At 62.9% G+C, this 21,941-nt stretch carries 19 protein-coding genes and 1 tRNA gene; 17 read left to right on the top strand and 3 right to left on the bottom strand.

Going from position 1 to position 21,941, the window contains the following annotated elements; translation table 11 throughout:
• The 13 genes from O7A05_RS32495 to O7A05_RS32435 all read left to right on the top strand — a co-directional run.
• Nucleotides 1-299, top strand: a 299-nt coding sequence (locus O7A05_RS32495; RefSeq protein ID WP_463151207.1) for an EF-Tu C-terminal domain-related protein, incomplete at its 5' end; no start/stop codon positions are given.
• A 174-nt stretch (nt 300-473) separates the two neighbouring features.
• Nucleotides 474-2,111 (top strand): COG3904 family protein, encoded by a 1,638-nt coding sequence (locus O7A05_RS32490; RefSeq protein ID WP_415927089.1) that lies wholly within the window; start codon nt 474-476, stop codon nt 2,109-2,111.
• A 78-nt stretch (nt 2,112-2,189) separates the two neighbouring features.
• Complete coding sequence (locus O7A05_RS32485) at nt 2,190-2,675, top strand: group II truncated hemoglobin (protein WP_337097427.1); 486 nt, start codon at nt 2,190-2,192, stop codon at nt 2,673-2,675.
• Between the two features lie 136 nt (nt 2,676-2,811).
• A tRNA-Trp gene (locus tag O7A05_RS32480) sits at nt 2,812-2,887 on the top strand.
• A gap of 348 nt (nt 2,888-3,235) precedes the next feature.
• Nucleotides 3,236-3,439 (top strand): preprotein translocase subunit SecE, encoded by a 204-nt coding sequence (secE, locus tag O7A05_RS32475; RefSeq protein ID WP_337097426.1) that lies wholly within the window; start codon nt 3,236-3,238, stop codon nt 3,437-3,439.
• A 27-nt stretch (nt 3,440-3,466) separates the two neighbouring features.
• Nucleotides 3,467-3,994: a transcription termination/antitermination protein NusG gene (nusG, locus tag O7A05_RS32470; protein ID WP_140545994.1), complete on the top strand. Its 528-nt coding sequence runs from the start codon at nt 3,467-3,469 to the stop codon at nt 3,992-3,994.
• A gap of 164 nt (nt 3,995-4,158) precedes the next feature.
• Nucleotides 4,159-4,587, top strand: coding sequence for a 50S ribosomal protein L11 (gene rplK / locus O7A05_RS32465; RefSeq protein ID WP_040983061.1), 429 nt, complete (start codon nt 4,159-4,161; stop codon nt 4,585-4,587).
• A 4-nt stretch (nt 4,588-4,591) separates the two neighbouring features.
• Nucleotides 4,592-5,290 carry a 50S ribosomal protein L1 gene (gene rplA / locus O7A05_RS32460; RefSeq protein ID WP_224509791.1) on the top strand — a complete coding sequence of 233 codons (699 nt, stop codon included), beginning with the start codon at nt 4,592-4,594 and terminating at the stop codon, nt 5,288-5,290.
• Between the two features lie 425 nt (nt 5,291-5,715).
• A complete protein-coding gene (gene rplJ, locus O7A05_RS32455; protein ID WP_337097423.1) occupies nt 5,716-6,234 on the top strand; it encodes a 50S ribosomal protein L10 in 519 nt (172 codons plus the stop codon).
• A gap of 54 nt (nt 6,235-6,288) precedes the next feature.
• On the top strand, nt 6,289-6,669 hold the full coding sequence (gene rplL / locus O7A05_RS32450; protein WP_140755767.1) for a 50S ribosomal protein L7/L12: 381 nt from the start codon (nt 6,289-6,291) through the stop codon (nt 6,667-6,669).
• A 270-nt stretch (nt 6,670-6,939) separates the two neighbouring features.
• Nucleotides 6,940-11,076 carry a DNA-directed RNA polymerase subunit beta gene (gene rpoB / locus O7A05_RS32445; RefSeq protein ID WP_224717201.1) on the top strand — a complete coding sequence of 1,379 codons (4,137 nt, stop codon included), beginning with the start codon at nt 6,940-6,942 and terminating at the stop codon, nt 11,074-11,076.
• Between the two features lie 185 nt (nt 11,077-11,261).
• Nucleotides 11,262-15,458: a DNA-directed RNA polymerase subunit beta' gene (gene rpoC, locus O7A05_RS32440; protein ID WP_337097422.1), complete on the top strand. Its 4,197-nt coding sequence runs from the start codon at nt 11,262-11,264 to the stop codon at nt 15,456-15,458.
• Between the two features lie 86 nt (nt 15,459-15,544).
• A complete protein-coding gene (locus O7A05_RS32435; protein ID WP_337097420.1) occupies nt 15,545-16,210 on the top strand; it encodes an O-methyltransferase in 666 nt (221 codons plus the stop codon).
• A gap of 293 nt (nt 16,211-16,503) precedes the next feature.
• On the opposite strand, the gene O7A05_RS32430 is transcribed toward O7A05_RS32435, so the two are convergent.
• The 3 genes from O7A05_RS32430 to O7A05_RS32420 form a co-directional block, all read right to left on the bottom strand.
• A complete protein-coding gene (locus tag O7A05_RS32430) occupies nt 16,504-17,433 on the bottom strand; it encodes a Gfo/Idh/MocA family protein (protein ID WP_337097419.1) in 930 nt (309 codons plus the stop codon).
• 80 nt (nt 17,434-17,513) lie between these two features.
• Nucleotides 17,514-17,795 (bottom strand): hypothetical protein, encoded by a 282-nt coding sequence (locus tag O7A05_RS32425; protein ID WP_041003122.1) that lies wholly within the window; start codon nt 17,793-17,795, stop codon nt 17,514-17,516.
• 16 nt (nt 17,796-17,811) lie between these two features.
• Nucleotides 17,812-18,120: a hypothetical protein gene (locus O7A05_RS32420; protein ID WP_337097418.1), complete on the bottom strand. Its 309-nt coding sequence runs from the start codon at nt 18,118-18,120 to the stop codon at nt 17,812-17,814.
• 137 nt (nt 18,121-18,257) lie between these two features.
• Here O7A05_RS32420 and rpsL point away from each other — a divergent pair, with 137 nt between their 5' ends.
• The 4 genes from rpsL to O7A05_RS32400 all read left to right on the top strand — a co-directional run.
• Nucleotides 18,258-18,629, top strand: a complete 372-nt coding sequence (gene rpsL, locus O7A05_RS32415) for a 30S ribosomal protein S12 (protein ID WP_006202128.1) — start codon at nt 18,258-18,260, stop codon at nt 18,627-18,629.
• Nucleotides 18,630-18,638: 9 nt separating this feature from the next.
• Nucleotides 18,639-19,109 (top strand): 30S ribosomal protein S7, encoded by a 471-nt coding sequence (gene rpsG / locus O7A05_RS32410; RefSeq protein ID WP_337097417.1) that lies wholly within the window; start codon nt 18,639-18,641, stop codon nt 19,107-19,109.
• Nucleotides 19,110-19,136: 27 nt separating this feature from the next.
• Nucleotides 19,137-21,227 (top strand): elongation factor G, encoded by a 2,091-nt coding sequence (fusA, locus tag O7A05_RS32405; protein WP_337097415.1) that lies wholly within the window; start codon nt 19,137-19,139, stop codon nt 21,225-21,227.
• Between the two features lie 65 nt (nt 21,228-21,292).
• Nucleotides 21,293-21,941 (top strand): GTP-binding protein (locus tag O7A05_RS32400; RefSeq protein WP_337097414.1); only part of this gene is annotated, 649 nt, incomplete at its 3' end.

The raw sequence follows: 21,941 nt of genomic DNA, 5'->3' as shown, positions 1-21,941 counted from the left end.
CCGGCTCGGTCAAGCCGCACAAGAAGTTCGTGGCCGAAGCCTACATCCTGACCAAGGACGAGGGCGGCCGTCACACGCCGTTCTTCACCAACTACCGTCCGCAGTTCTACTTCCGCACGACGGACGTCACCGGCATCGTGACGCTGCCGGCCGGCACCGAGATGGTGATGCCCGGCGACAACATCACCGTCGACGTCGAGCTGATCGTGCCGATCGCGATGGAAGAGAAGCTGCGCTTCGCCATCCGTGAAGGCGGCCGCACCGTCGGTGCCGGCATCGTCGTCACCATCAAGGAATAATCGAGCCGGTACTTGCCGGTTCGGCAGGAAAGGGCGGTCTTCGGGCCGCCCTTTTTCTTTGGCAGCAGTATTGGGCCGACCTGTTCAATTCTGTTGCAAGCACCGTCACCGCAACTAGTATGGGTTGTACCGAGGGGCTTGCCAGACGTGGTTTCAACATTCCGTTCAAAGACCATGCGGTGTTGGCGCGGCCTGCTTCGGCTGGGATTGGCCGCTGCCGCAGGGCTGGCCGCCCTCAGCGCCGCCGCGAAAGAGACATCTCCGGACTACGGTCCGGCGATGCGCTTCGTCGTCGTGCGCAGCAGCGCGCCGGGCTGCGAACCGAACTGCCCGGAATGGATTTCTGCCGAAGGCACGATCGAGGCCGGCACGCCGGCGCTGCTGAAACGCCTCCTGAAGACGCTCGGCGGGCGACAATTGCCGATCGTCGTCAATTCTCCCGGCGGCAATGTCGATGCCGCGCTGCAGCTTGGCCGCATGCTCCGCAAGAACAAGCTCGATATCGCGGTCGGCATCACGGAGTTTTCCGGCTGCTCGCCGGGGGCGAAGAATTGCCGGGACAATGACGGCAAGGACCAGCCCTATTCCGGCGTCGCTTATGACAGCGGCGCCATGTGCAATTCGGCCTGTCCGCTGATGTTTGCCGGCGGCATCCGCCGCGTGGTCGGCGAGTGGGCCTATCTCGGCGTCCATCAGATCACCACCACCTATCAGCGCGAGAAGCTGCTCTACCGAACGACCTATCGGATCGTGAACGGCAAGAAGAAGATCGTCAGCACCAGGGTCGTCAGTCGCAAGAATGCCGGCAGCTACAAGACCTATGAGATGAGCAAGGCAGTCGAGAAGCGGCTGTCGGCCTATCTGAAGGAAATGGGTGTCGAACAGGGCGTGCTCAGCGTGATGAAAGCGACGCCTGCCAGCGACATCAGGCAGATCGAGCCCGAGGACATGGTGGAGATGAAGCTCGTCACCAGCCTGGATTCGCTCGATTTGCTGACCGAGAGAACCATCTGCCAGCGCCAACCGGCGCCGGCGAATTGTCGCGAGGTCCCCACGAACGGCGCGCCGGCCACGGTCGCAGCCGTCGAAACCGGGCCTTCACCTATTGCTCCTGTTTCCGCGCCGCAGGCCAACGAACAGGAAATGCGCTTCGTCCTTGTTCGGGGCAGCAATCCGCTTTGCAATCCCGATTGTCCGGAATGGATTTCAGCGGAAGGCAGGATCGCGGCAGACACCGCCGACAAGTTGCGCCAGCTGCTCGATACGATCCGGGAGCGCCGGTTGCCCATTATCGTCGACTCGCCGGGTGGAGATGTGCAGGCTGCGCTTGCCGCAGGCCGGCTGATCCGCGAGCGCCGGTTGGATGTCGCGATCGCGCGAACGGACTTTCTCGATTGCGATCCGGGCGAAGTGGGGTGCGTCGCACCCGACGGTCTCCATACCGGCCTCACCATCGATGCAGGCGCCGAATGCGATGCGGCTTGCGCAGTGATGATCGCCGGCGGCGTCCGGCGTTTGGTCGGCGCCAATACGCATTTCCTGGTGCATTCCATGGGCATGGAAGACAAAGTCAGGGCGTATCTTGACGAGATGGCGGTCGGCTCAGGCTTTTTCGTCGCCATGCAGTCGGCCGAATATGCCAAGCACAGGGAACTCAGCCGGGACGAACTGAAGACATTCGGACTGACGACCGGGCCGCAATCGGTGGACGCGCTGACCGGCGCCACCATTTGCAGATCCGCGCCCAGGCCGGACAATTGCCGCGTTCGTCCGGCCGCCGATGCCGAGGCGAAGGCGCCGGCGAAGCTCTAGCTGCGACTGGCCATCGAGGCAGGTTGAGCGGGGCAGGGCGCTGCCGCTATCTTGCTTTATGCACAGGGAGGAGCGGCGATGAGCGAGGACATCCCGACTTTGTACGAATGGGCCGGCCGCAGCGAGGCGTTGAACCGGCTGACACGGACCTTTTACGACAAGGTGGCGGCGGATCCGATCGTCGGTCCGGTGTTCGAGCACATGTCTCCGGATCACCCGGCGCATGTCGCCGCCTTCATCGGCGAAGTCTTTGGCGGGCCGAAGACCTACAGCGAGAAGCATGGCGGCCATCGCGAAATGGTGATGCATCACCTCGGCAAGCATCTGACCGAGGAACAGCGGCGCCGCTGGATCAATCTCCTTGCCGACGCGGCGGATGAGGTCGGTCTGCCCGACGACCCCGAGTTCCGCTCCGCCTTTATGGGCTATGTCGAGTGGGGATCGCGGCTGGCGAAGATGAACTCGAATCTGGGCGAGACCTGCGATCCCGAGACCGAGCCGATGCCGGCCTGGGGCTGGGGAGTGCCGGGCGGGCCTTATAAGCCGCCCGCCGGGAAGTCGTGAACGCCTGCGCCCCGCGATCGATTGCAGGCAGCTGCGCAATTCAGATTTCTGGCAAAGCTTCCAAAACGGCATCGGAGTGCTCTTTACAGAGTGTCCGGAAGCTTTTAGGAAACGCCTGCGCCGAACAAGCGCATGCACGGGCATAGCTCAGTTGGTAGAGCGGCGGTCTCCAAAACCGCAGGTCGTAGGTTCGAGCCCTGCTGCCCGTGCCATCTTTCCAAATGGCAAACGAGGCCTCCGCGGTTGAAAATCGGCGGGCGGCTTGCCATATGGCGAGAATTGGGGCATAAGCCCCCTATAGCCGGGACGGGACGACTGGATGGTTCCGAGGCGGCGTTAGGACATAAAGCGGACCCTTGCCACTTGCGTGGATTAAGAATCGGTTTTATGTAGACAAGACAGACACGCGACGCGTGGAGCTGGGAAGCCGGCTTTACGCGTCTGATTTGCGTGGGTGAAATAGCGGTGCTGATTCGCGCCGCATAGAGCCCAGGCGGCACGTCCCGGTCAGCGGGATCATCCAGGAGGCCCGGCCAACGGGTCTCGAAAACAGGCGGCGCATGGCTTCGAAAACCACTAATCCCTTCACCTTTCTCCAGCAGGTTCGCGCGGAGACGGCCAAGGTGACATGGCCGTCGCGGCGCGAAACCGTGATCTCGACCGTGATGGTCCTGATATTCGCGGTGATCGCGATGCTGTTCTTCTTCGCTGCCGATATTCTGATGGGCTATGCGATCGAGTGGATCCTGGGTCTCGGGCATTAATTCGGCGGATTACGGAGAGGTCGTGAAATGACTGCGCGGTGGTATATCGTCCACGCCTATTCGAACTTCGAGAAGAAGGTCGCCGAGGACATCGAGAACAAGGCCAAGCAGAAGGGCCTGTCCGGCGACATTGAGCAGATCGTGGTCCCGACCGAAAAGGTCGTCGAGATCCGTCGCGGCCGCAAGGTCGATGCCGAGCGCAAGTTCTTCCCGGGCTATGTGCTCTTGAAGGCCAATCTGACCGATGCCGTGTTCTCGCTGGTCAAGAACACGCCGAAGGTCACCGGCTTCCTGGGCGACTCCAAGCCCGTGCCGATCACCGAGACCGAGGCGCAGCGCATCCTGAACCAGGTCCAGGAAGGTGTCGAGCGGCCGAAGCCTTCGGTCACCTTCGAGATCGGCGAGGCGATCCGCGTTTCGGACGGTCCCTTCGCGTCGTTCAACGGCGTCGTCCAGGAAGTGGACGAGGAGCGGGCCCGCCTCAAGGTGGAAGTTTCGATCTTTGGGCGCGCCGTGCCCGTCGATCTGGAATTCGGGCAGGTCGAAAAGGGCTGATCCGTAAAGCCGCGCCGAAAGGCGTCGGGGCGGTTGCTTAAAGCGCCGCATGAACGGGTGGGAGGCGAGGGCGGCATAGCCGGCCGTCGGAACCGCACCACCAGACTGCAACCGCCGGCGTTCCCCGGATAAAGGGGCCGGCATGAGAAAAGGCAGGAATAGAGATGGCTAAGAAAGTTGCAGGCCAGCTCAAGCTCCAGGTTGCCGCGGGCTCGGCCACGCCGTCGCCCCCGATCGGCCCGGCGCTTGGTCAGCGCGGCATCAACATCATGGAGTTCTGCAAGGCGTTCAACGCGCAGACCCAGGAGATGGAGAAGGGGTCGCCGATCCCGGTCGTCATCACCTACTACCAGGACAAGTCGTTCACCTTCGTCATGAAGACGCCGCCGGTGAGCTACTTCCTCAAGAAGGCCGCCAACCTGAAGTCGGGCTCCAAGGAGCCGGGCAAGACCAAGGTCGGCACGATCAGCCGCGACAAGGTGCGCGCGATCGCCGAGCAGAAGATGAAGGACCTGAACGCAAACGACGTCGAGGCGGCCATGCGCATGGTCGAGGGTTCCGCCCGCTCGATGGGCCTGGAAGTGGTGGGCTAAGATCATGGCAAAGATTGCAAAGCGTGTTGCCAAGAGCCGCGAAGGCATCGATCCGAACAAGGCTTACGCCCTCAACGAGGCGCTGCAGCTGCTCAAGGACCGGTCCACGGTGAAGTTCGACGAGACCGTCGAGATCTCGATGAATCTCGGCGTCGATCCGCGCCATGCCGACCAGATGGTCCGCGGCGTGGTCAACCTGCCGAACGGCACCGGCCGCTCGGTGCGTGTCGCCGTGTTCGCCCGTGGCGACAAGGCCGAGGAGGCCAAGGCTGCCGGCGCCGATATCGTTGGCGCCGAGGACCTGGTCGACATCGTCCAGAAGGGCACGATCGATTTCGATCGCTGCATTGCCACCCCGGACATGATGCCGCTGGTCGGTCGTCTGGGTAAGGTGCTCGGCCCGCGCGGCATGATGCCGAACCCGAAGGTCGGCACCGTGACCACCGATGTGGCCGCAGCCGTCAAGGCTTCGAAGGGCGGCGCCGTCGAGTTCCGCGTCGAGAAGGCCGGTATCGTCCAGGCCGGCGTCGGCAAGGTCTCGTTCGACGTCAAGGCGCTGGAAGAGAATGTCCGCGCCTTCGCCGATGCGGTGAACAAGGCGAAGCCCGCGGGCGCTAAGGGCAACTACGTCAAGAAGGTGTCGGTCACCTCGACGATGGGCCCTGGCCTCAAGCTCGACATCGCGACGCTCGCCGCGTCGTAAGCGCCATCTGATCGGCTAGGGCCGATCGCTAGAGCATGATCCCGGTTTTCGGAAAAGATCGTGCTCAAGAGAAGAAGAATTCCGGACCGCCGATCCGTCGGCGGCCCGGTACCCGGGAGCCGAGAGGTTTCCGGATATCCTGTCCGAGATTGCAGGCGGCCAGCCTTGTTCAAAAAGGGGGCCTTAATTCATGTGGGCCTGCATGAGACGGGTGAAGACCCGACAAAGGAGCAAGTGCTCCAATGAAAGGTTCGAACCGTGTTTGCCTTTTGTCAGCGCATCGCCGGCTTGCCGTCGGTGTCGCGAAAAGGGGGCAGGATCCTCGAGCGCCGTTCGGGAGATCCAGGATTTGGATGGCCCGGCCGGCAAAAGGCAACCCGACTTCTGACCTCGAGAATGAGGCAGGGGTCAACTGGAGATAGGCAGTGGACAGAGCGGAAAAGCGCGAACTCGTCACGGGCCTGAACGAAGCGTTCTCGAACGCGGGTTCAGTCGTCGTGGCCCACTACGCCGGTATCACCGTGGCGCAAATGAACGACCTTCGGTCGAAGATGCGCGCCGCCGGCGGCACCGTCAAAGTCGCGAAGAACCGTCTCGCCAAGATCGCTCTTCAGGGCACGGACTCCGCATCGATCATCGATCTGTTCAAGGGACAGACGCTGGTCGCTTATTCGGAGGATCCGGTTGCGGCGCCGAAGGTCACGTCCGATTTCGCCAAAGGGAATGACAAGCTGATCATTCTCGGCGGCGCGATGGGCGCGACCTCGCTCAACGCCGATGGTGTCAAGGCACTCGCCACGATGCCGTCGCTCGACGAGCTGCGCGCCAGGCTGGTTGGCATGATCGCCACGCCGGCTACCCGGATCGCCCAGATCGTCAATGCGCCTGCGGCTTCGGTCGCGCGCGTCATCGGCGCTTACGCCCGGAAGGACGAGGCGGCATGAGGCCGTTCCTCGCTGTCAACAACACACGTTCGAACCAACTAAAGGAATATCAAAATGGCTGATCTCGCGAAGATCGTAGACGACCTTTCGAAGCTGACCGTCCTCGAGGCGGCTGAGCTGTCGAAGCTCCTGGAAGAGAAGTGGGGCGTTTCGGCCGCCGCTCCGGTGGCTGTTGCCGCCGCTGGCGGTGGTGCTGCCGCTGCCGCTGCTCCGGTTGAAGAGAAGACGGAATTCGACGTCGTTCTCGCCGACGCCGGCGCCCAGAAGATCAACGTCATCAAGGAAGTCCGCGCCATCACCGGCCTTGGCCTCAAGGAAGCCAAGGACCTGGTCGAAGCGGCTCCGAAGCCGGTCAAGGAAGGCGTTTCCAAGGCCGACGCCGACAAGTTCAAGGCTCAGCTGGAAGCAGCTGGCGCCAAGGTCGAGCTGAAGTAAGCCTGTTAGGCGAGGGCGGACGGTCTCGCGCTGTCCGCTCCCTCCCTTGACGAAAGGGAGGCTTTGTTGCGCGAGGCGTTTGAAAACCTCTTTCCTGAGGGCCGAAAAGCGGCCTTCCGGAAACGGGTTTTCTCCCGTTTTAGCCGGTACCCCGCCAAAAGAGTGGCGAGGGCGGCCGGAAAAACAGATAGGGGCAGCCGCCGAGGCCGCCCGTTGGTGCAAGGCGAGCCGCGGCGAGGTTCGTCCCGAGTTTAGAGCTAAGGAGCGACGATGGCCCAGACCCAGACTTTCAATGGCCGCAGACGCGTACGCAAGTTCTTCGGAAAGATCCCGGAAGTTGCGGAGATGCCGAACCTTATCGAGGTTCAGAAGGCATCCTATGACCAGTTCCTGATGGTGGACGAGCCCAAGGGCGGCCGTCCGGACGAAGGGCTGCAGGCCGTTTTCAAGTCGGTCTTCCCGATCTCCGACTTTTCCGGCTCCTCCATGCTGGAGTTCGTGAAGTATGAGTTCGAGGCACCGAAATTCGACGTTGACGAATGCCGTCAGCGCGACCTGACCTATGCTGCGCCGCTTAAGGTGACGCTGCGCCTCATCGTGTTCGATATCGACGAGGATACCGGCGCGAAGTCGATCAAGGACATCAAGGAGCAGGACGTCTACATGGGCGACATGCCGCTCATGACGTCGAACGGCACCTTCATCGTCAACGGCACCGAGCGCGTCATCGTCTCGCAGATGCACCGTTCGCCGGGCGTCTTCTTCGACCATGACAAGGGCAAGTCGCACTCCTCGGGCAAGCTGCTGTTTGCCGCGCGCGTCATCCCCTATCGCGGCTCGTGGCTCGACATCGAGTTCGACTCCAAGGACGTCGTGCACGCCCGCATCGACCGCCGCCGCAAGATCCCGGTGACGTCGCTCTTGATGGCGCTCGGCATGGACGGCGAAGAGATCCTGTCGACCTTCTACAACAAGATCACCTACAAGCGCGCCGGCGACCACTGGCGCATTCCGTTCAACGTCGAGCGGTTCCGCGGCCTCAAGGCCGTCGGTGACCTGGTCGACGCCGATACGGGTGAAGTCGTTGTCGAGGCCGGCAAGAAGATCACCGCCCGCCAGGCCCGCCAGCTCGGCGAGAAGGGTCTGAAGGCCATCAAGGCGACCGACGAGGATCTGCTCGGCAACTATCTTGCCGAGGACATCGTCAACTACGCTACCGGCGAGATCTTCCTGGAAGCCGGCGACGAGATCGACGACAAGACGCTGAAGGTGCTGCTCGGCACCGGCGAGGACGAGATCCAGATCCTGGACATCGACCACGTCAATGTCGGCGCCTACATCCGCAACACGCTCAACGTCGACAAGAACGAGAGCCGCCAGGACGCGCTGTTCGACATCTACCGCGTCATGCGCCCGGGCGAGCCGCCGACGCTCGAGACCGCCGAAGCCATGTTCAACTCGCTGTTCTTCGACAGCGAGCGCTACGACCTGTCGGCCGTCGGCCGCGTCAAGATGAACATGCGCCTCGAGCTCAAGGCCGAGGACACCGTGCGTGTGCTGCGCAAGGAAGACATCCTGGCCGTGGTCAAGACGCTCGTCGAGCTGCGTGACGGCAAGGGCGAGATCGACGACATCGACAATCTCGGCAATCGCCGCGTGCGTTCGGTCGGCGAGTTGATGGAGAACCAGTACCGCGTCGGCCTGCTGCGCATGGAGCGCGCGATCAAGGAACGCATGTCCTCGATCGAGATCGATACGGTCATGCCGCAGGACCTGATCAACGCCAAGCCGGCCGCCGCGGCCGTGCGCGAGTTCTTCGGTTCCTCGCAGCTGTCGCAGTTCATGGACCAGACCAACCCGCTGTCGGAGATCACCCACAAGCGTCGCCTGTCGGCGCTTGGACCAGGCGGTCTGACCCGCGAGCGCGCCGGTTTCGAGGTGCGCGACGTGCACCCGACGCATTACGGCCGTATCTGCCCGATCGAGACGCCGGAAGGCCCGAACATCGGTCTGATCAACTCGCTGGCCACCTTCGCGCGCGTCAACAAATACGGCTTCATCGAAAGCCCGTACCGCAAGATCGTGAACGGCAAGCTGACCAATGAGGTCGTCTATCTGTCGGCGATGGAAGAGGCCAAGCACTATGTCGCGCAGGCCAACGCCGAGCTCGACAAGAACGGCAGCTTCGTCGACGAGTTCGTCATTTGCCGTAACGCCGGCGAAGTGATGATGGCGCCGCGGGAGAACGTCGACCTGATGGACGTCTCGCCGAAGCAGATGGTGTCCGTCGCGGCGGCGCTCATCCCGTTCCTCGAGAACGACGACGCCAACCGCGCGCTGATGGGCTCGAACATGCAGCGTCAGGCCGTGCCGCTGGTGCGCGCCGAGGCGCCGTTCGTCGGCACCGGCATGGAGCCGGTCGTCGCCCGTGACTCGGGCGCCGCCATCGGCGCCCGCCGCGGCGGCGTGGTCGACCAGGTGGACGCCACCCGTATCGTCATCCGCGCCACGGAAGATCTCGATCCCGGCAAATCCGGCGTTGATATCTACCGGCTGATGAAGTTCCAGCGTTCGAACCAGAACACCTGCATCAACCAGCGTCCGCTGGTGCGCATGGGCGACCGCGTCAACAAGGGCGACATCATTGCCGACGGTCCGTCGACCGAGCTTGGCGATCTGGCGCTCGGCCGCAACGTGCTGGTCGCGTTCATGCCGTGGAACGGCTACAACTACGAGGACTCGATCCTGCTCTCCGAGCGCATCGTGGCCGACGACGTCTTCACCTCGATCCACATCGAGGAGTTCGAGGTCATGGCGCGCGACACCAAGCTCGGACCGGAGGAAATCACGCGCGACATTCCGAACGTTTCGGAAGAGGCGCTGAAGAACCTCGACGAAGCCGGCATCGTCTATATCGGCGCGGAAGTGCAGCCGGGCGACATCCTGGTCGGCAAGATCACGCCGAAGGGCGAAAGCCCGATGACGCCGGAAGAAAAGCTTCTGCGCGCCATCTTCGGCGAAAAGGCCTCGGACGTTCGCGACACCTCCATGCGCATGCCCCCGGGCACGTTCGGCACGGTCGTCGAAGTGCGCGTCTTCAACCGCCACGGCGTGGAGAAGGACGAGCGCGCGATGGCGATCGAGCGCGAGGAGATCGAGCGTCTGGCCAAGGACCGCGACGACGAACAGGCGATCCTGGATCGCAACGTCTATGCGCGCCTTTCCGACGTGCTGGTCGGCAAGGAAGCGATCGCCGGACCGAAGGGCTTCAAGAAGGGCTCGAAGCTGTCGAAGGATACGCTCGACGAGTATCCGCGTTCGCAGTGGTGGCAGTTCGCCGTGGAGAATGAGAAGCTCCAGGGCGAGCTCGAGGCTCTGCGCGGCCAGTACGACGAGTCCAAGAAGGCGCTCGAGCAGCGTTTCATGGACAAGGTCGAGAAGGTGCAGCGCGGCGACGAAATGCCTCCGGGCGTCATGAAGATGGTCAAGGTCTTCGTGGCGGTGAAGCGCAAGATGCAGCCGGGCGATAAGATGGCCGGCCGTCACGGCAACAAGGGTGTCGTGTCGCGCATCGTTCCGGTCGAGGACATGCCTTTCCTCGAGGACGGCACGCATGCCGACATCGTGCTCAACCCGCTGGGTGTGCCGAGCCGCATGAATGTCGGCCAGATCCTGGAAACGCATCTGGGCTGGGCTTGCGCAGGCATGGGTAGGAAGATCGGCGAGCTGATCGATGCGTATAAGGGTGGCGGCGACATCAAACCGCTGCGCAAGACGCTGGAAAGCTTCATGCCGGCCAACGACCGCAACGAGCCGATCCGCGAGTATGACGACGAGAGCATCGTTCGCCTGAGCGAGCAGATGCGCCGCGGCGTCTCCATCGCGACCCCGGTGTTCGACGGCGCGCATGAGGCCGACATCAACACCATGCTGGAGCAGGCTGGCCTGCACACCAGCGGTCAGTCGCAGCTCTACGACGGTCGCACCGGCGAGCCGTTCGATCGCAAGGTGACGATGGGCTATATCTATATGCTCAAGCTGCACCACCTGGTGGACGACAAGATCCACGCGCGTTCGATCGGTCCGTACTCGCTCGTCACCCAGCAGCCGCTGGGCGGCAAGGCGCAGTTCGGCGGCCAGCGCTTCGGCGAAATGGAGGTCTGGGCGCTCGAAGCCTACGGCGCAGCCTACACGCTGCAGGAAATGCTGACGGTGAAGTCGGACGACGTCGCCGGCCGCACCAAGGTCTACGAGGCGATCGTGCGCGGCGACGACACGTTCGAGGCGGGCATTCCGGAGAGCTTCAACGTTCTCGTGAAGGAAATGCGCTCGCTCGGCCTCAATGTGGAGCTGGAGAACACCCAGGTCGAAGAGACCCCGACGCGTCTGCCCGACGCAGCCGAGTAAGGCTATGGCGCGCCGCGCTCAAAGACGCGGCGCGCCTCGAGCATGATCCCGAAAAGTGGCCACCGGTTTACGGCCAGGCTCATGCTCAACCAAGAAATCTTCGGCCGGTTCGACCGGCCATTCTGCGGACAAGTCGTCCGCGATCGATGCAAGGGGTTATCGAGGACCCCGAAAAGGAGAACGGCATGAACCAAGAGGTCATGAATCTCTTCAACCCGCAGGCGCCTGCGCAGGTGTTCGATTCCATCCGGATCTCGCTTGCCAGCCCAGAGAAGATTCTGTCCTGGTCGTTCGGCGAGATCAAGAAGCCGGAGACCATCAACTACCGCACCTTCAAGCCGGAGCGTGACGGCCTGTTCTGCGCGCGCATTTTTGGCCCGATCAAGGACTATGAGTGCCTGTGCGGCAAGTACAAGCGCATGAAGTACAAGGGCGTCATCTGCGAAAAGTGCGGCGTCGAAGTCACGCTGTCGCGCGTTCGCCGCGAGCGCATGGGCCATATCGAGCTCGCCGCGCCCGTCGCCCATATCTGGTTCCTGAAGTCGCTGCCCTCGCGCATCGGCACGCTGCTCGACATGACGCTCAAGGATATCGAGCGCGTGCTCTACTTCGAGAACTACATCGTCACCGAGCCCGGCCTCACCGCGCTGAAGGAGAACCAGCTCCTCAGCGAGGAAGAGTACATGCTTGCCGTCGACGAGTATGGCGAGGACTCTTTCACTGCCATGATCGGCGCCGAGGCCATCCATGACCTGCTTGCCGGCATGGACCTGGAGAAGATCGCCGGCGATCTGCGTTCGGAGCTGGCTTCGACCACCTCCGAGCTCAAGCAGAAGAAGTATCTGAAGCGGCTCAAGGTCGTGGAGAACTTCATGGAATCCGGCAACCGCCCGGAATGGATGATCATGAAGGTGGTTCCGGTGATCCCGCCGGACCTGCGTCCGCTGGTTCCCCTGGACGGCGGCCGCTTCGCCACGTCCGATCTCAACGATCTCTATCGCCGCGTCATCAACCGCAACAACCGCCTGAAGCGGCTGATCGAGCTGCGCGCGCCCGGCATCATCGTGCGCAATGAAAAGCGCATGCTGCAGGAAGCCGTCGATGCGCTGTTCGACAATGGCCGTCGCGGCCGCGTCATCACCGGCGCCAACAAGCGTCCGCTGAAGTCGCTGTCCGACATGCTCAAGGGCAAGCAGGGCCGGTTCCGCCAGAACCTGCTCGGCAAGCGCGTCGACTATTCCGGCCGCTCGGTCATCGTGACCGGTCCGGAGCTGAAGCTGCATCAGTGCGGTCTGCCGAAGAAGATGGCGCTCGAGCTCTTCAAGCCCTTCATCTACGCCCGTCTCGACGCCAAGGGTTTCTCCTCGACCGTCAAGCAGGCGAAGAAGCTGGTCGAGAAGGAGCGTCCGGAGGTCTGGGACATCCTCGACGAGGTGATCCGCGAGCATCCGGTGCTGTTGAACCGTGCGCCGACGCTGCACCGCCTCGGCATCCAAGCGTTCGAGCCGACCCTGATCGAAGGCAAGGCGATCCAGCTGCATCCGCTGGTCTGCACCGCCTTCAATGCCGACTTCGACGGTGACCAGATGGCGGTCCACGTGCCGCTGTCGCTGGAAGCGCAGCTTGAAGCCCGCGTGCTGATGATGTCGACCAACAACATCCTGCACCCGGCCTCCGGCGCGCCGATCATCGTGCCGTCGCAGGACATGGTTCTCGGTCTCTACTATCTGTCGATCGTCAACCAGAACGAGCCGGGCGAAGGCATGGTGTTTGCCGACATGGGCGAGCTCCAGCACGCGCTGGAGACCAAGGCCGTGACGTTGCACGCCAAGATCAAGGGCCGCTTCCGCTCCGTCGACGCCGAAGGCAAGGTCGTGTCGAAGATCTACGACACCACGCCTGGCCGCATGATCATCGGTGAGCTTCTGCCGAAGAACGTCAACGTTCCGTACGACATCGCCAACCAGGAGATGACCAAGAAGAACATCTCCAAGATGATCGACACCGTCTACCGCCATTGCGGTCAGAAGGAGACGGTCATCTTCTGCGACCGCATCATGGCGCTCGGCTTTGCGCATGCCTGCCGTGCCGGCATTTCGTTCGGCAAGGACGACATGGTCATTCCGGACACCAAGCTGAAGCTTGTTTCCGACACCGAGGCTTTGGCCAAGGAATACGAGCAGCAGTACAATGACGGCCTGATCACGCAGGGCGAGAAGTACAACAAGGTCGTCGACGCCTGGGCCAAGTGCTCGGAAAAGGTTGCCGACGAGATGATGGCGCGCATCAAGGCGGTGGAGTTTGAGGACAACGGCCGTCAGAAGCCGATGAACTCGATCTACATGATGTCGCATTCCGGTGCGCGCGGTTCGCCCACCCAGATGCGTCAGCTCGCCGGCATGCGCGGCCTGATGGCCAAGCCCTCGGGCGAAATCATCGAGACGCCGATCATCTCGAACTTCAAGGAAGGCCTCACCGTGCTCGAGTACTTCAACTCGACCCACGGCGCCCGCAAGGGTCTGGCCGATACCGCCTTGAAGACGGCGAACTCGGGTTACCTCACCCGCCGTCTCGTCGACGTGGCGCAGGACTGCATCGTCAATTCGCTGGATTGCGGCACCGACAAGGGCCTCACCATGCAGCCGATCGTCGATGCCGGTCAGGTCGTCGCCTCGGTCGGCCAGCGCGTGCTGGGCCGCACCGCGCTCGACGACATCAACCATCCGGTCACCGGCGAACTGCTGGTCAAGGCAGGCACGCTGATGGACGAGCGCGACGTGGAGCAGATCGAGAAGGCCGGCGTGCAGTCGGTCCGCATCCGCTCGGCGCTGACCTGCGAGGTCAGGACCGGCGTGTGCGCGGTCTGCTACGGACGCGACTTGGCCCGCGGTACCCCCGTCAACCAGGGCGAGGCTGTCGGCGTCATCGCGGCGCAGTCGATCGGCGAGCCGGGCACCCAGCTCACCATGCGTACCTTCCACATGGGCGGCACGGCGCAGGTGGTGGATTCTTCGTTCCTTGAAGCCTCCTATGAGGGCAAGGTGCAGATCCGCAACCGCAACGTGGTGCGCAACTCGGAAGGCCAGCAGATGGTCATGGGCCGCAACATGGCGGTGCTCATCCTCGATGAGACCGGCAAGGAGCGCGCCACGCACCGCGTCGCCTATGGTTCGCGTATCTTCGTGGACGATGGCGACAAGGTGAAGCGCGGCCAGCGTATCGCCGAGTGGGATCCCTATACCCGCCCGATCCTTACCGAAATCGAGGGTCGCGTGGCGTTCGAGGATCTGGTCGACGGCATCTCCGTTCAGGAAACGGCCGACGAGTCGACCGGCATCACCAAGCGTGAGGTCATTGACTGGCGTTCGACGCCGCGCGGCAGCGACCTGAAGCCCGCGATCGTCGTCCAGGACGCCAAGGGCAAGGTCGGCAAGCTGTCGAAGGGCGGCGATGCGCGCTTCCTGCTCTCGGTCGAGGCCATCCTCTCGGTCGAGCCGGGCGCCCATGTGAAACCTGGCGACGTGCTGGCGCGTATCCCGATGGAAAGCGCCAAGACCAAGGATATCACCGGTGGTCTGCCGCGCGTTGCGGAACTGTTCGAGGCTCGCCGTCCGAAGGATCACGCCATCATCGCCGAGATCGATGGCACGATCCGCTTCGGCCGCGACTACAAGAACAAGCGCCGCATCATCATCGAGCCGCATGACTCGACGCTCGAACCGGTGGAATACCTGATCCCGAAGGGCAAGCCGTTCCATCTCCAGGACGGCGACGTCATCGAGAAGGGCGACTACATCCTCGACGGCAATCCGGCGCCGCACGACATCCTGGCGATCAAGGGCGTAGAGGCGCTGGCCTCCTACCTCGTCAACGAAATCCAGGAGGTCTACCGTCTGCAGGGCGTGTCGATCAACGACAAGCACATCGAGGTGATCGTTCGCCAGATGCTGCAGAAGGTCGAGATCACCACGCAGGGCGACTCGACCTACATCCCGGGCGACCACGTCGACGTGATCGAGCTGGAAGAGGTCAACGAGCGCCTAATCGAGGACGGCAAGAAGCCGGCCGAAGGTCAGCCGGTGCTGCTCGGCATCACCAAGGCCTCGCTGCAGACGCCGTCCTTCATCTCGGCCGCCTCCTTCCAGGAGACGACCAGGGTGCTCACCGAGGCGGCGGTTGCCGGCAAAACCGACATGCTGCAGGGCCTGAAGGAAAACGTCATCGTCGGCCGCCTGATCCCGGCCGGCACCGGCGGCACGATGAGCCAGATTAGGCGCATCGCCACCTCGCGCGACGAGCTCATAATCGACGAGCGCCGCAAGGCCTCCGGTGTCGAGGTCGCCGAGCCGATGCTGACCGACATGGTCAACGCCGCGCAGTAAGCGGCATGATATGAGAAACGAAGAGAAGGGGCCCGCGCGGGCCCCTTTTTCGTTTTGGTTACTCCAACGAGGAAGAGCGAAGAGCTATGAGCAGCAAGATCTGGACGGCTGTCGACGAATACATTGTTTCCTCTCTTTTCGAAGCGGATCCCGTGCTGGATGCAGTGCTTAAGGCCAACCGCGATCAGGGCCTGCCGGCGATCGACGTCTCGGCCGCGCAAGGCAAGCTGCTGTCGCTGCTGGTGCGCATCCGCGGCGCGAGAACCGTGCTGGAGGTCGGCACCCTGGGCGGCTACTCGACCATCTGGATGGCGAGGGGATTGCCGGCGGACGGCAAGGTCGTGACGCTGGAACTGGACCCGCACCACGCCAAGGTCGCGCGCTCGAATTTCGAGCGGGCAGGGGTTTCCGGCAAGGTCGACCTGCGGGTCGGTCCAGCGCTTCAATCTCTTGCCGCATTGGCGGACCAAAATGCCGGTGCGTTCGACCTGATTTTCATCGACGCCGACAAGCCCAACAACCCGAATTATCTGAACTGGGCGATGAAGCTGTCGCGTTCGGGCACGGTCATCGTCTGCGACAATGTCATCCGCGACGGCGCGGTCGTGAAAGAGAATAGTGGCGACGCCAATGTCGAAGGCGCTCGCGCCGCGTTCTCGTTTATCGGCGGCGAGAAGCGGCTGGACGGCACTGCCATACAGACCGTCGGCGCCAAGGGTTATGATGGGTTTGCCATCGCGATCGTCGAGTGACATCACATCGTGAATGACGGCGATATCAGGCCAACTCGGTCTTGCTCACTTGTCATCGGCTGTTCGTTTGACGACCGGCTTCCCCCAATCCGTCGCTGCTTCGCAGCGCCACCTTTCCCCCCTCCGGAGGGAAAGGAAGTCGCGTTGGACGAGCGTTGGCGGCAATACGTTCGCGCCCTTCCTCTACCCCGTCGATCGGGGGAGAGGTGGCTCGGCGTAGCCGAGACGGAGTGGGGGTCGACCTGGCCCGAGCGTGCGTTCCGGCTAGGTCCGCGATCCTTTCCTAGCACGACTCAGTCGAAAAACGCCTCGACCACATTGCGCTTGCCCAGCATGAAGGCATCGGCGACGTGCTGCAGCGGCGCGAGGTCGACATCGGAAACGCCCGCGCGAACGATCTCGGCGAAGCGCTTGTAGAGCATCGGATATTCGGCCTCCGGCTCGTCGTGGATGGTGTTGCCGTCGACGGCGAGCTTGGCGCCGCCGCCGGACAGCACCATCCTGCCCTTGTCGGTCTCGGCGATGATGTCCCAGCTCTGCGGGCCGGTCTGCAGCCAGTCGAGCTCCATCGTCACCGGCAGGCCGCTCGAAGTGCGGAAGGCGACATGCGCCGCGACCGGCGCCGCGCGGTTCTCTGGAAAATCGAGCACGGCCGAAGTGATGAACATCGGCGGAAGGATATGGGTGGCGATCGACAGCGCATTGATGCCCGGGTCGAACACCCCGAAGCCGCCGGGCTCCCAGATCCATTCCTGGTTCGGATGCCAGCGGCGCCCGTCTTCCTTCCAGTTGATGGCGGCCGAGGCCAGCCTGGCCGAGGCGAGGAAGGTGCGCGCGGCCTCGACCGCCGGCGCATAGCGGGAGTGCCAGCTGGCGAAGAGCGAGACGCCGTTCTTGTCGGCAAGCGCCTTGAGGTGCTCGATCTCGCTCACCGTCGCGCCCGGCGGCTTTTCGAGGAACACATGCTTTTTCGCTTCCAGCGCGGTGCGCGCGGCGTCGTAGCGGAATTGCGGCGGCATGCAGAGCGAGACGGCTTCCAGGTTGGGCTCGGCCGCAAGCATCGCCTCGATCGTCGGGTAGTTCGCAATGCCATCGACTTTGCCATGGCGGCTGGCTGCGGCGACGAGCTGATAGGCGTCGTCCTTGGCGACCGCCGGCAGGTGCTGGTCGCGCACGATCTTGCCCACGCCGACGATGCCAAGCTTGATGGTGGTACTAGTCATGAGAACTCCGGAGAGGAAGACGAATGGCTGGTCAGGTTGTTTTTAGGTCGAGCGGGAGAGGGATGTTCAGCCGCAGGCGATTAGGACGGCTCGTCGAAGGTGACGATCGAAACCTCGCCTTCGAGTGCGCCCTGATAGGCCGACAGATGCGGCTCCTCGTCGGGCTCGCCTTCCATGTCACCGATCTGGTCGAGCTCGGCCTCCGCGAATCCTTCCGCCGCGAGCGATTCGAGAGCACGGCGCACGGCAGAATCATCGTCGGGCGCCACCAGCATCACATGCACGCCTTCCGGCTTGCCGCCTTTCTTGCGCCAGACCCGTCCGGTGATGATGGTGACCGGCCGTTCCTCATTGTCGTTCACGGGCTGATTCCTCGTTTTACCGGGAGATTGTCCGGCTCAAGCCGCCTTTTGGCATGAAGCAGGCCGGGAAGACAGCCGCAAGCCGGTCACTTTCTTCCTCGCTCTTGAAAAAAGGCGCAAGAAAATTACACGCATTTTTCGCATGGCTGCCCAGCCCCCGGTTGGGCGCAATATTTGGCGCTTCGGGGTTGACGGACCTTGGGGTTGCGAGTAGAAGCCGCGACGTCAGAACCGATGTGAGGCTCTCCTGTCCGAAGCGACACGCTTTGGAGTTTGCCTCAAACAGGGTTCGTTTTACGAGCGAAAAGACATTTCCGGCGAGCATGAAGCGGCTTCCGCTTCCTCTGCAATTTGTTCGGGCAGGACCGCGAGGCGCGGTGTGTTGCCCGAATTTGCGTATGGAAATGACGCTTTGAGCGGCCCTGACAGGGCAGACACGGAATTGAGAGACAAGAGGGTTTAATGCCTACCGTCAACCAGCTGATCCGCAAGCCGCGCCTGGCGCCGGTGAAGCGCAACAAGGTCCCGGCCATGCAGCAGAACCCGCAGAAGCGGGGCGTCTGCACGCGCGTCTACACGACGACGCCGAAGAAGCCGAACTCGGCGCTGCGCAAGGTGGCCAAGATTCGCCTGACCAACGGCTTTGAAGTGATCGGCTACATCCCGGGCGAAGGTCACAACCTTCAGGAGCACTCGGTGGTCATGATCCGCGGCGGCCGCGTCAAGGATCTGCCGGGCGTCCGCTACCACATCATCCGCGGCGTGCTCGACACGCAGGGTGTGAAGAACCGCAAGCAGCGTCGTTCGAAATACGGCGCCAAGCGTCCGAAGTAAGGGTTTCCCATGTCCCGTCGTCACAGTGCAGAAAAGCGTGAGATCAATCCGGACCCCAAGTTCGGCGATCTGGTCGTCACCAAGTTCATGAACGCCGTCATGTATGACGGCAAGAAGTCGGTTGCCGAGACCATCGTCTACGGCGCGTTGGACCAGGTCCAGGCCAAGACCAAGCAGGAGCCGGTCACCATCTTCCACCAGGCGCTCGACAATGTCGCGCCGCATGTGGAAGTGCGCTCGCGTCGCGTCGGCGGCGCCACCTACCAGGTCCCGGTCGACGTGCGCCCCGAGCGCCGCCAGGCGCTGGCCATCCGCTGGCTGATCGCCGCGGCCCGCAACCGCAACGAGACCACCATGGTCGACCGCCTCTCGGGCGAGCTGATGGACGCGGCCAACAACCGCGGAACGGCCGTCAAGAAGCGTGAAGACACCCACAAGATGGCGGAAGCCAACCGCGCCTTCGCGCATTACCGCTGGTAACGCGAAAGAGACTGAGAGGCACCTCCCATGGCCCGCGAATACAAAATCGAAGACTACCGCAATTTCGGTATCATGGCGCATATCGACGCCGGCAAGACGACGACGACCGAGCGCGTCCTGTACTACACGGGCAAGTCGCACAAGATCGGCGAAGTCCATGACGGCGCTGCCACCATGGACTGGATGGAGCAGGAGCAGGAACGCGGCATCACCATCACCTCGGCCGCGACCACGACCTTCTGGAAGGGTCGCGACGGCAAGATGCGCCGCTTCAACATCATCGACACCCCCGGACACGTCGACTTCACCATCGAGGTCGAGCGTTCGCTGCGCGTGCTCGACGGCGCTATCGCGCTGCTCGACGCCAACGCCGGCGTTGAGCCGCAGACCGAGACCGTGTGGCGCCAGGCCGACAAGTACCACGTGCCGCGCATGATCTTCTGCAACAAGATGGACAAGATCGGCGCGGACTTCTACCGCTCCGAGGAAATGATCGGTTCGCGCCTCGGCGCGCAGGCTGTCGTCATGCAGCTGCCGATCGGTGCCGAGACCGAGTTCAAGGGCGTCGTCAACCTCGTCGAGATGAACGCGCTCGTCTGGCGTGACGAGACCCTGGGCGCCGCCTGGGACGTCGTCGAGATCCCGGCCGACCTCAAGGAAAAGGCCGCTCAGTACCGCGAGAAGATGATCGAAGCCGCCGTCGAGATGGACGAGACCGCGCTCGAGAACTACCTCGAAGGCAAGATGCCGTCGAATGACGAGATCCGCGCGCTGATCCGCAAGGGCACCATCGCGGTCAAGTTCTTCCCGATGTTCTGCGGTTCGGCCTTCAAGAACAAGGGCGTGCAGCCGCTCCTCGACGCCGTCGTCGAATACCTGCCGTCGCCGATCGACGTGCCGGCCATCAAGGGTGTCGACGCCAAGACCGACGCCGAGATCGAGCGTCATGCCGATGACAACGAGCCGCTGTCGATGCTGGCGTTCAAGATCATGAACGACCCGTTCGTCGGTTCGCTGACCTTTGCCCGCATCTATTCGGGCAAGCTCACCAAGGGCACTTCGCTCGACAACACGGTGAAGGGCAAGAAGGAGCGCATCGGCCGCATGCTGCAGATGCATGCGAACTCGCGCGCCGATATCGAGGAAGCCTATGCCGGCGATATCGTTGCGCTCGCCGGCCTCAAGGACACGACCACCGGCGACACGCTCTGTGATCCGCTGCACCCGGTCATCCTTGAGCGCATGGAATTCCCCGATCCGGTCATCCAGATCGCCATCGAGCCGAAGACCAAGAACGACCAGGAAAAGATGGGCCTCGCGCTGCATCGCCTGGCGGCCGAGGATCCGTCCTTCCGCGTCAAGACCGACGAGGAAAGCGGCCAGACCATCATCGCTGGCATGGGCGAATTGCATCTCGACATCATCGTCGACCGCATGCGCCGCGAGTTCAAGGTGGAAGCCAATGTCGGCGCGCCGCAGGTGGCCTATCGCGAGACGATCACCCGCACGCATGAGCAGGACTACACGCACAAGAAGCAGACCGGCGGTACCGGCCAGTTCGCCCGCGTCAAGATCATCTTCGAGCCGAACACCGAGAGCGAAGAGTTCGTGTTCGAGTCCAAGATCGTCGGCGGTGCGGTTCCGAAGGAATACATCCCGGGCGTCGAGAAGGGCATCCAGAGCGTCATGGGTTCCGGCCCGTTCGCCGGCTTCCCGATGATCGGCGTCAAGGCGACCCTCGTCGACGGCGCCTTCCACGACGTCGACTCCTCGGTGCTGGCCTTCGAAATCGCCTCCCGCGCCTGCTTCAAGGAAGCCGCTCCGCGCCTCGGCGTGCAGCTGCTCGAGCCGATCATGAAGGTCGAGGTCGTGACGCCGGAAGACTATGTCGGCGGCGTCATCGGCGACCTCAACGGCCGTCGTGGTCAGATCCAGGGTCAGGAAGCGCGCGGCGTTGCCGTCGTCATCAACGCGATGGTGCCGCTGGCGAACATGTTCAAGTACGTCGACAATCTGCGTTCGATGTCGCAGGGCCGCGCCCAGTACACGATGCAGTTCGACCACTACGAGCCTGTTCCGACCGCGGTCGCCCAGGAAGTTCAGAAGAAATACGCGTAACTCGAGCGGGTTGCACGAGACCTTAATTCAAGGCCCGCACGGGCAGGCAGGAATGGAGAGATCACATGGCAAAAGGTAAATTCGAGCGCACCAAGCCGCATGTGAACATTGGCACGATCGGCCACGTCGATCATGGCAAGACGTCGCTGACGGCGGCGATCACGAAGTATTTTGGCGAATACAAGCGCTATGACCAGATCGACGCGGCGCCGGAAGAGAAGGCGCGCGGCATCACGATCTCGACGGCGCATGTCGAGTATGAGACGGCCAACCGTCACTATGCCCATGTCGACTGCCCCGGCCACGCCGACTATGTGAAGAACATGATCACGGGTGCCGCGCAGATGGACGGCGCGATCTTGGTGGTTTCGGCCGCCGACGGCCCGATGCCGCAGACCCGCGAGCACATCCTCTTGGCCCGTCAGGTCGGCGTGCCTTCGATCGTGGTGTTCCTGAACAAGGTCGACCAGGTGGACGACGCCGAGCTGCTTGAGCTGGTCGAGCTTGAGGTTCGCGAGCTCCTGTCGAAGAACGAGTTCCCCGGCGACGACATTCCGATCGTCAAGGGCTCGGCGCTGGCTGCTCTTGAAGACTCCAACAAGACCATCGGCGAGGACGCCATCCGCGAGCTGATGGCTCAGGTCGACGCCTATATCCCGACGCCGGTTCGTCCGCTGGACAAGCCGTTCCTGATGCCGATCGAGGACGTGTTCT

This window comes from Mesorhizobium argentiipisi (SeqCode), from assembly GCF_037179585.1.
GTDB classification, from domain to species: domain Bacteria; phylum Pseudomonadota; class Alphaproteobacteria; order Rhizobiales; family Rhizobiaceae; genus Mesorhizobium; species Mesorhizobium argentiipisi.
Note: the sequence above shows the minus strand (reverse complement) of the source record. Positions and strands in the feature narration are given on the sequence as shown.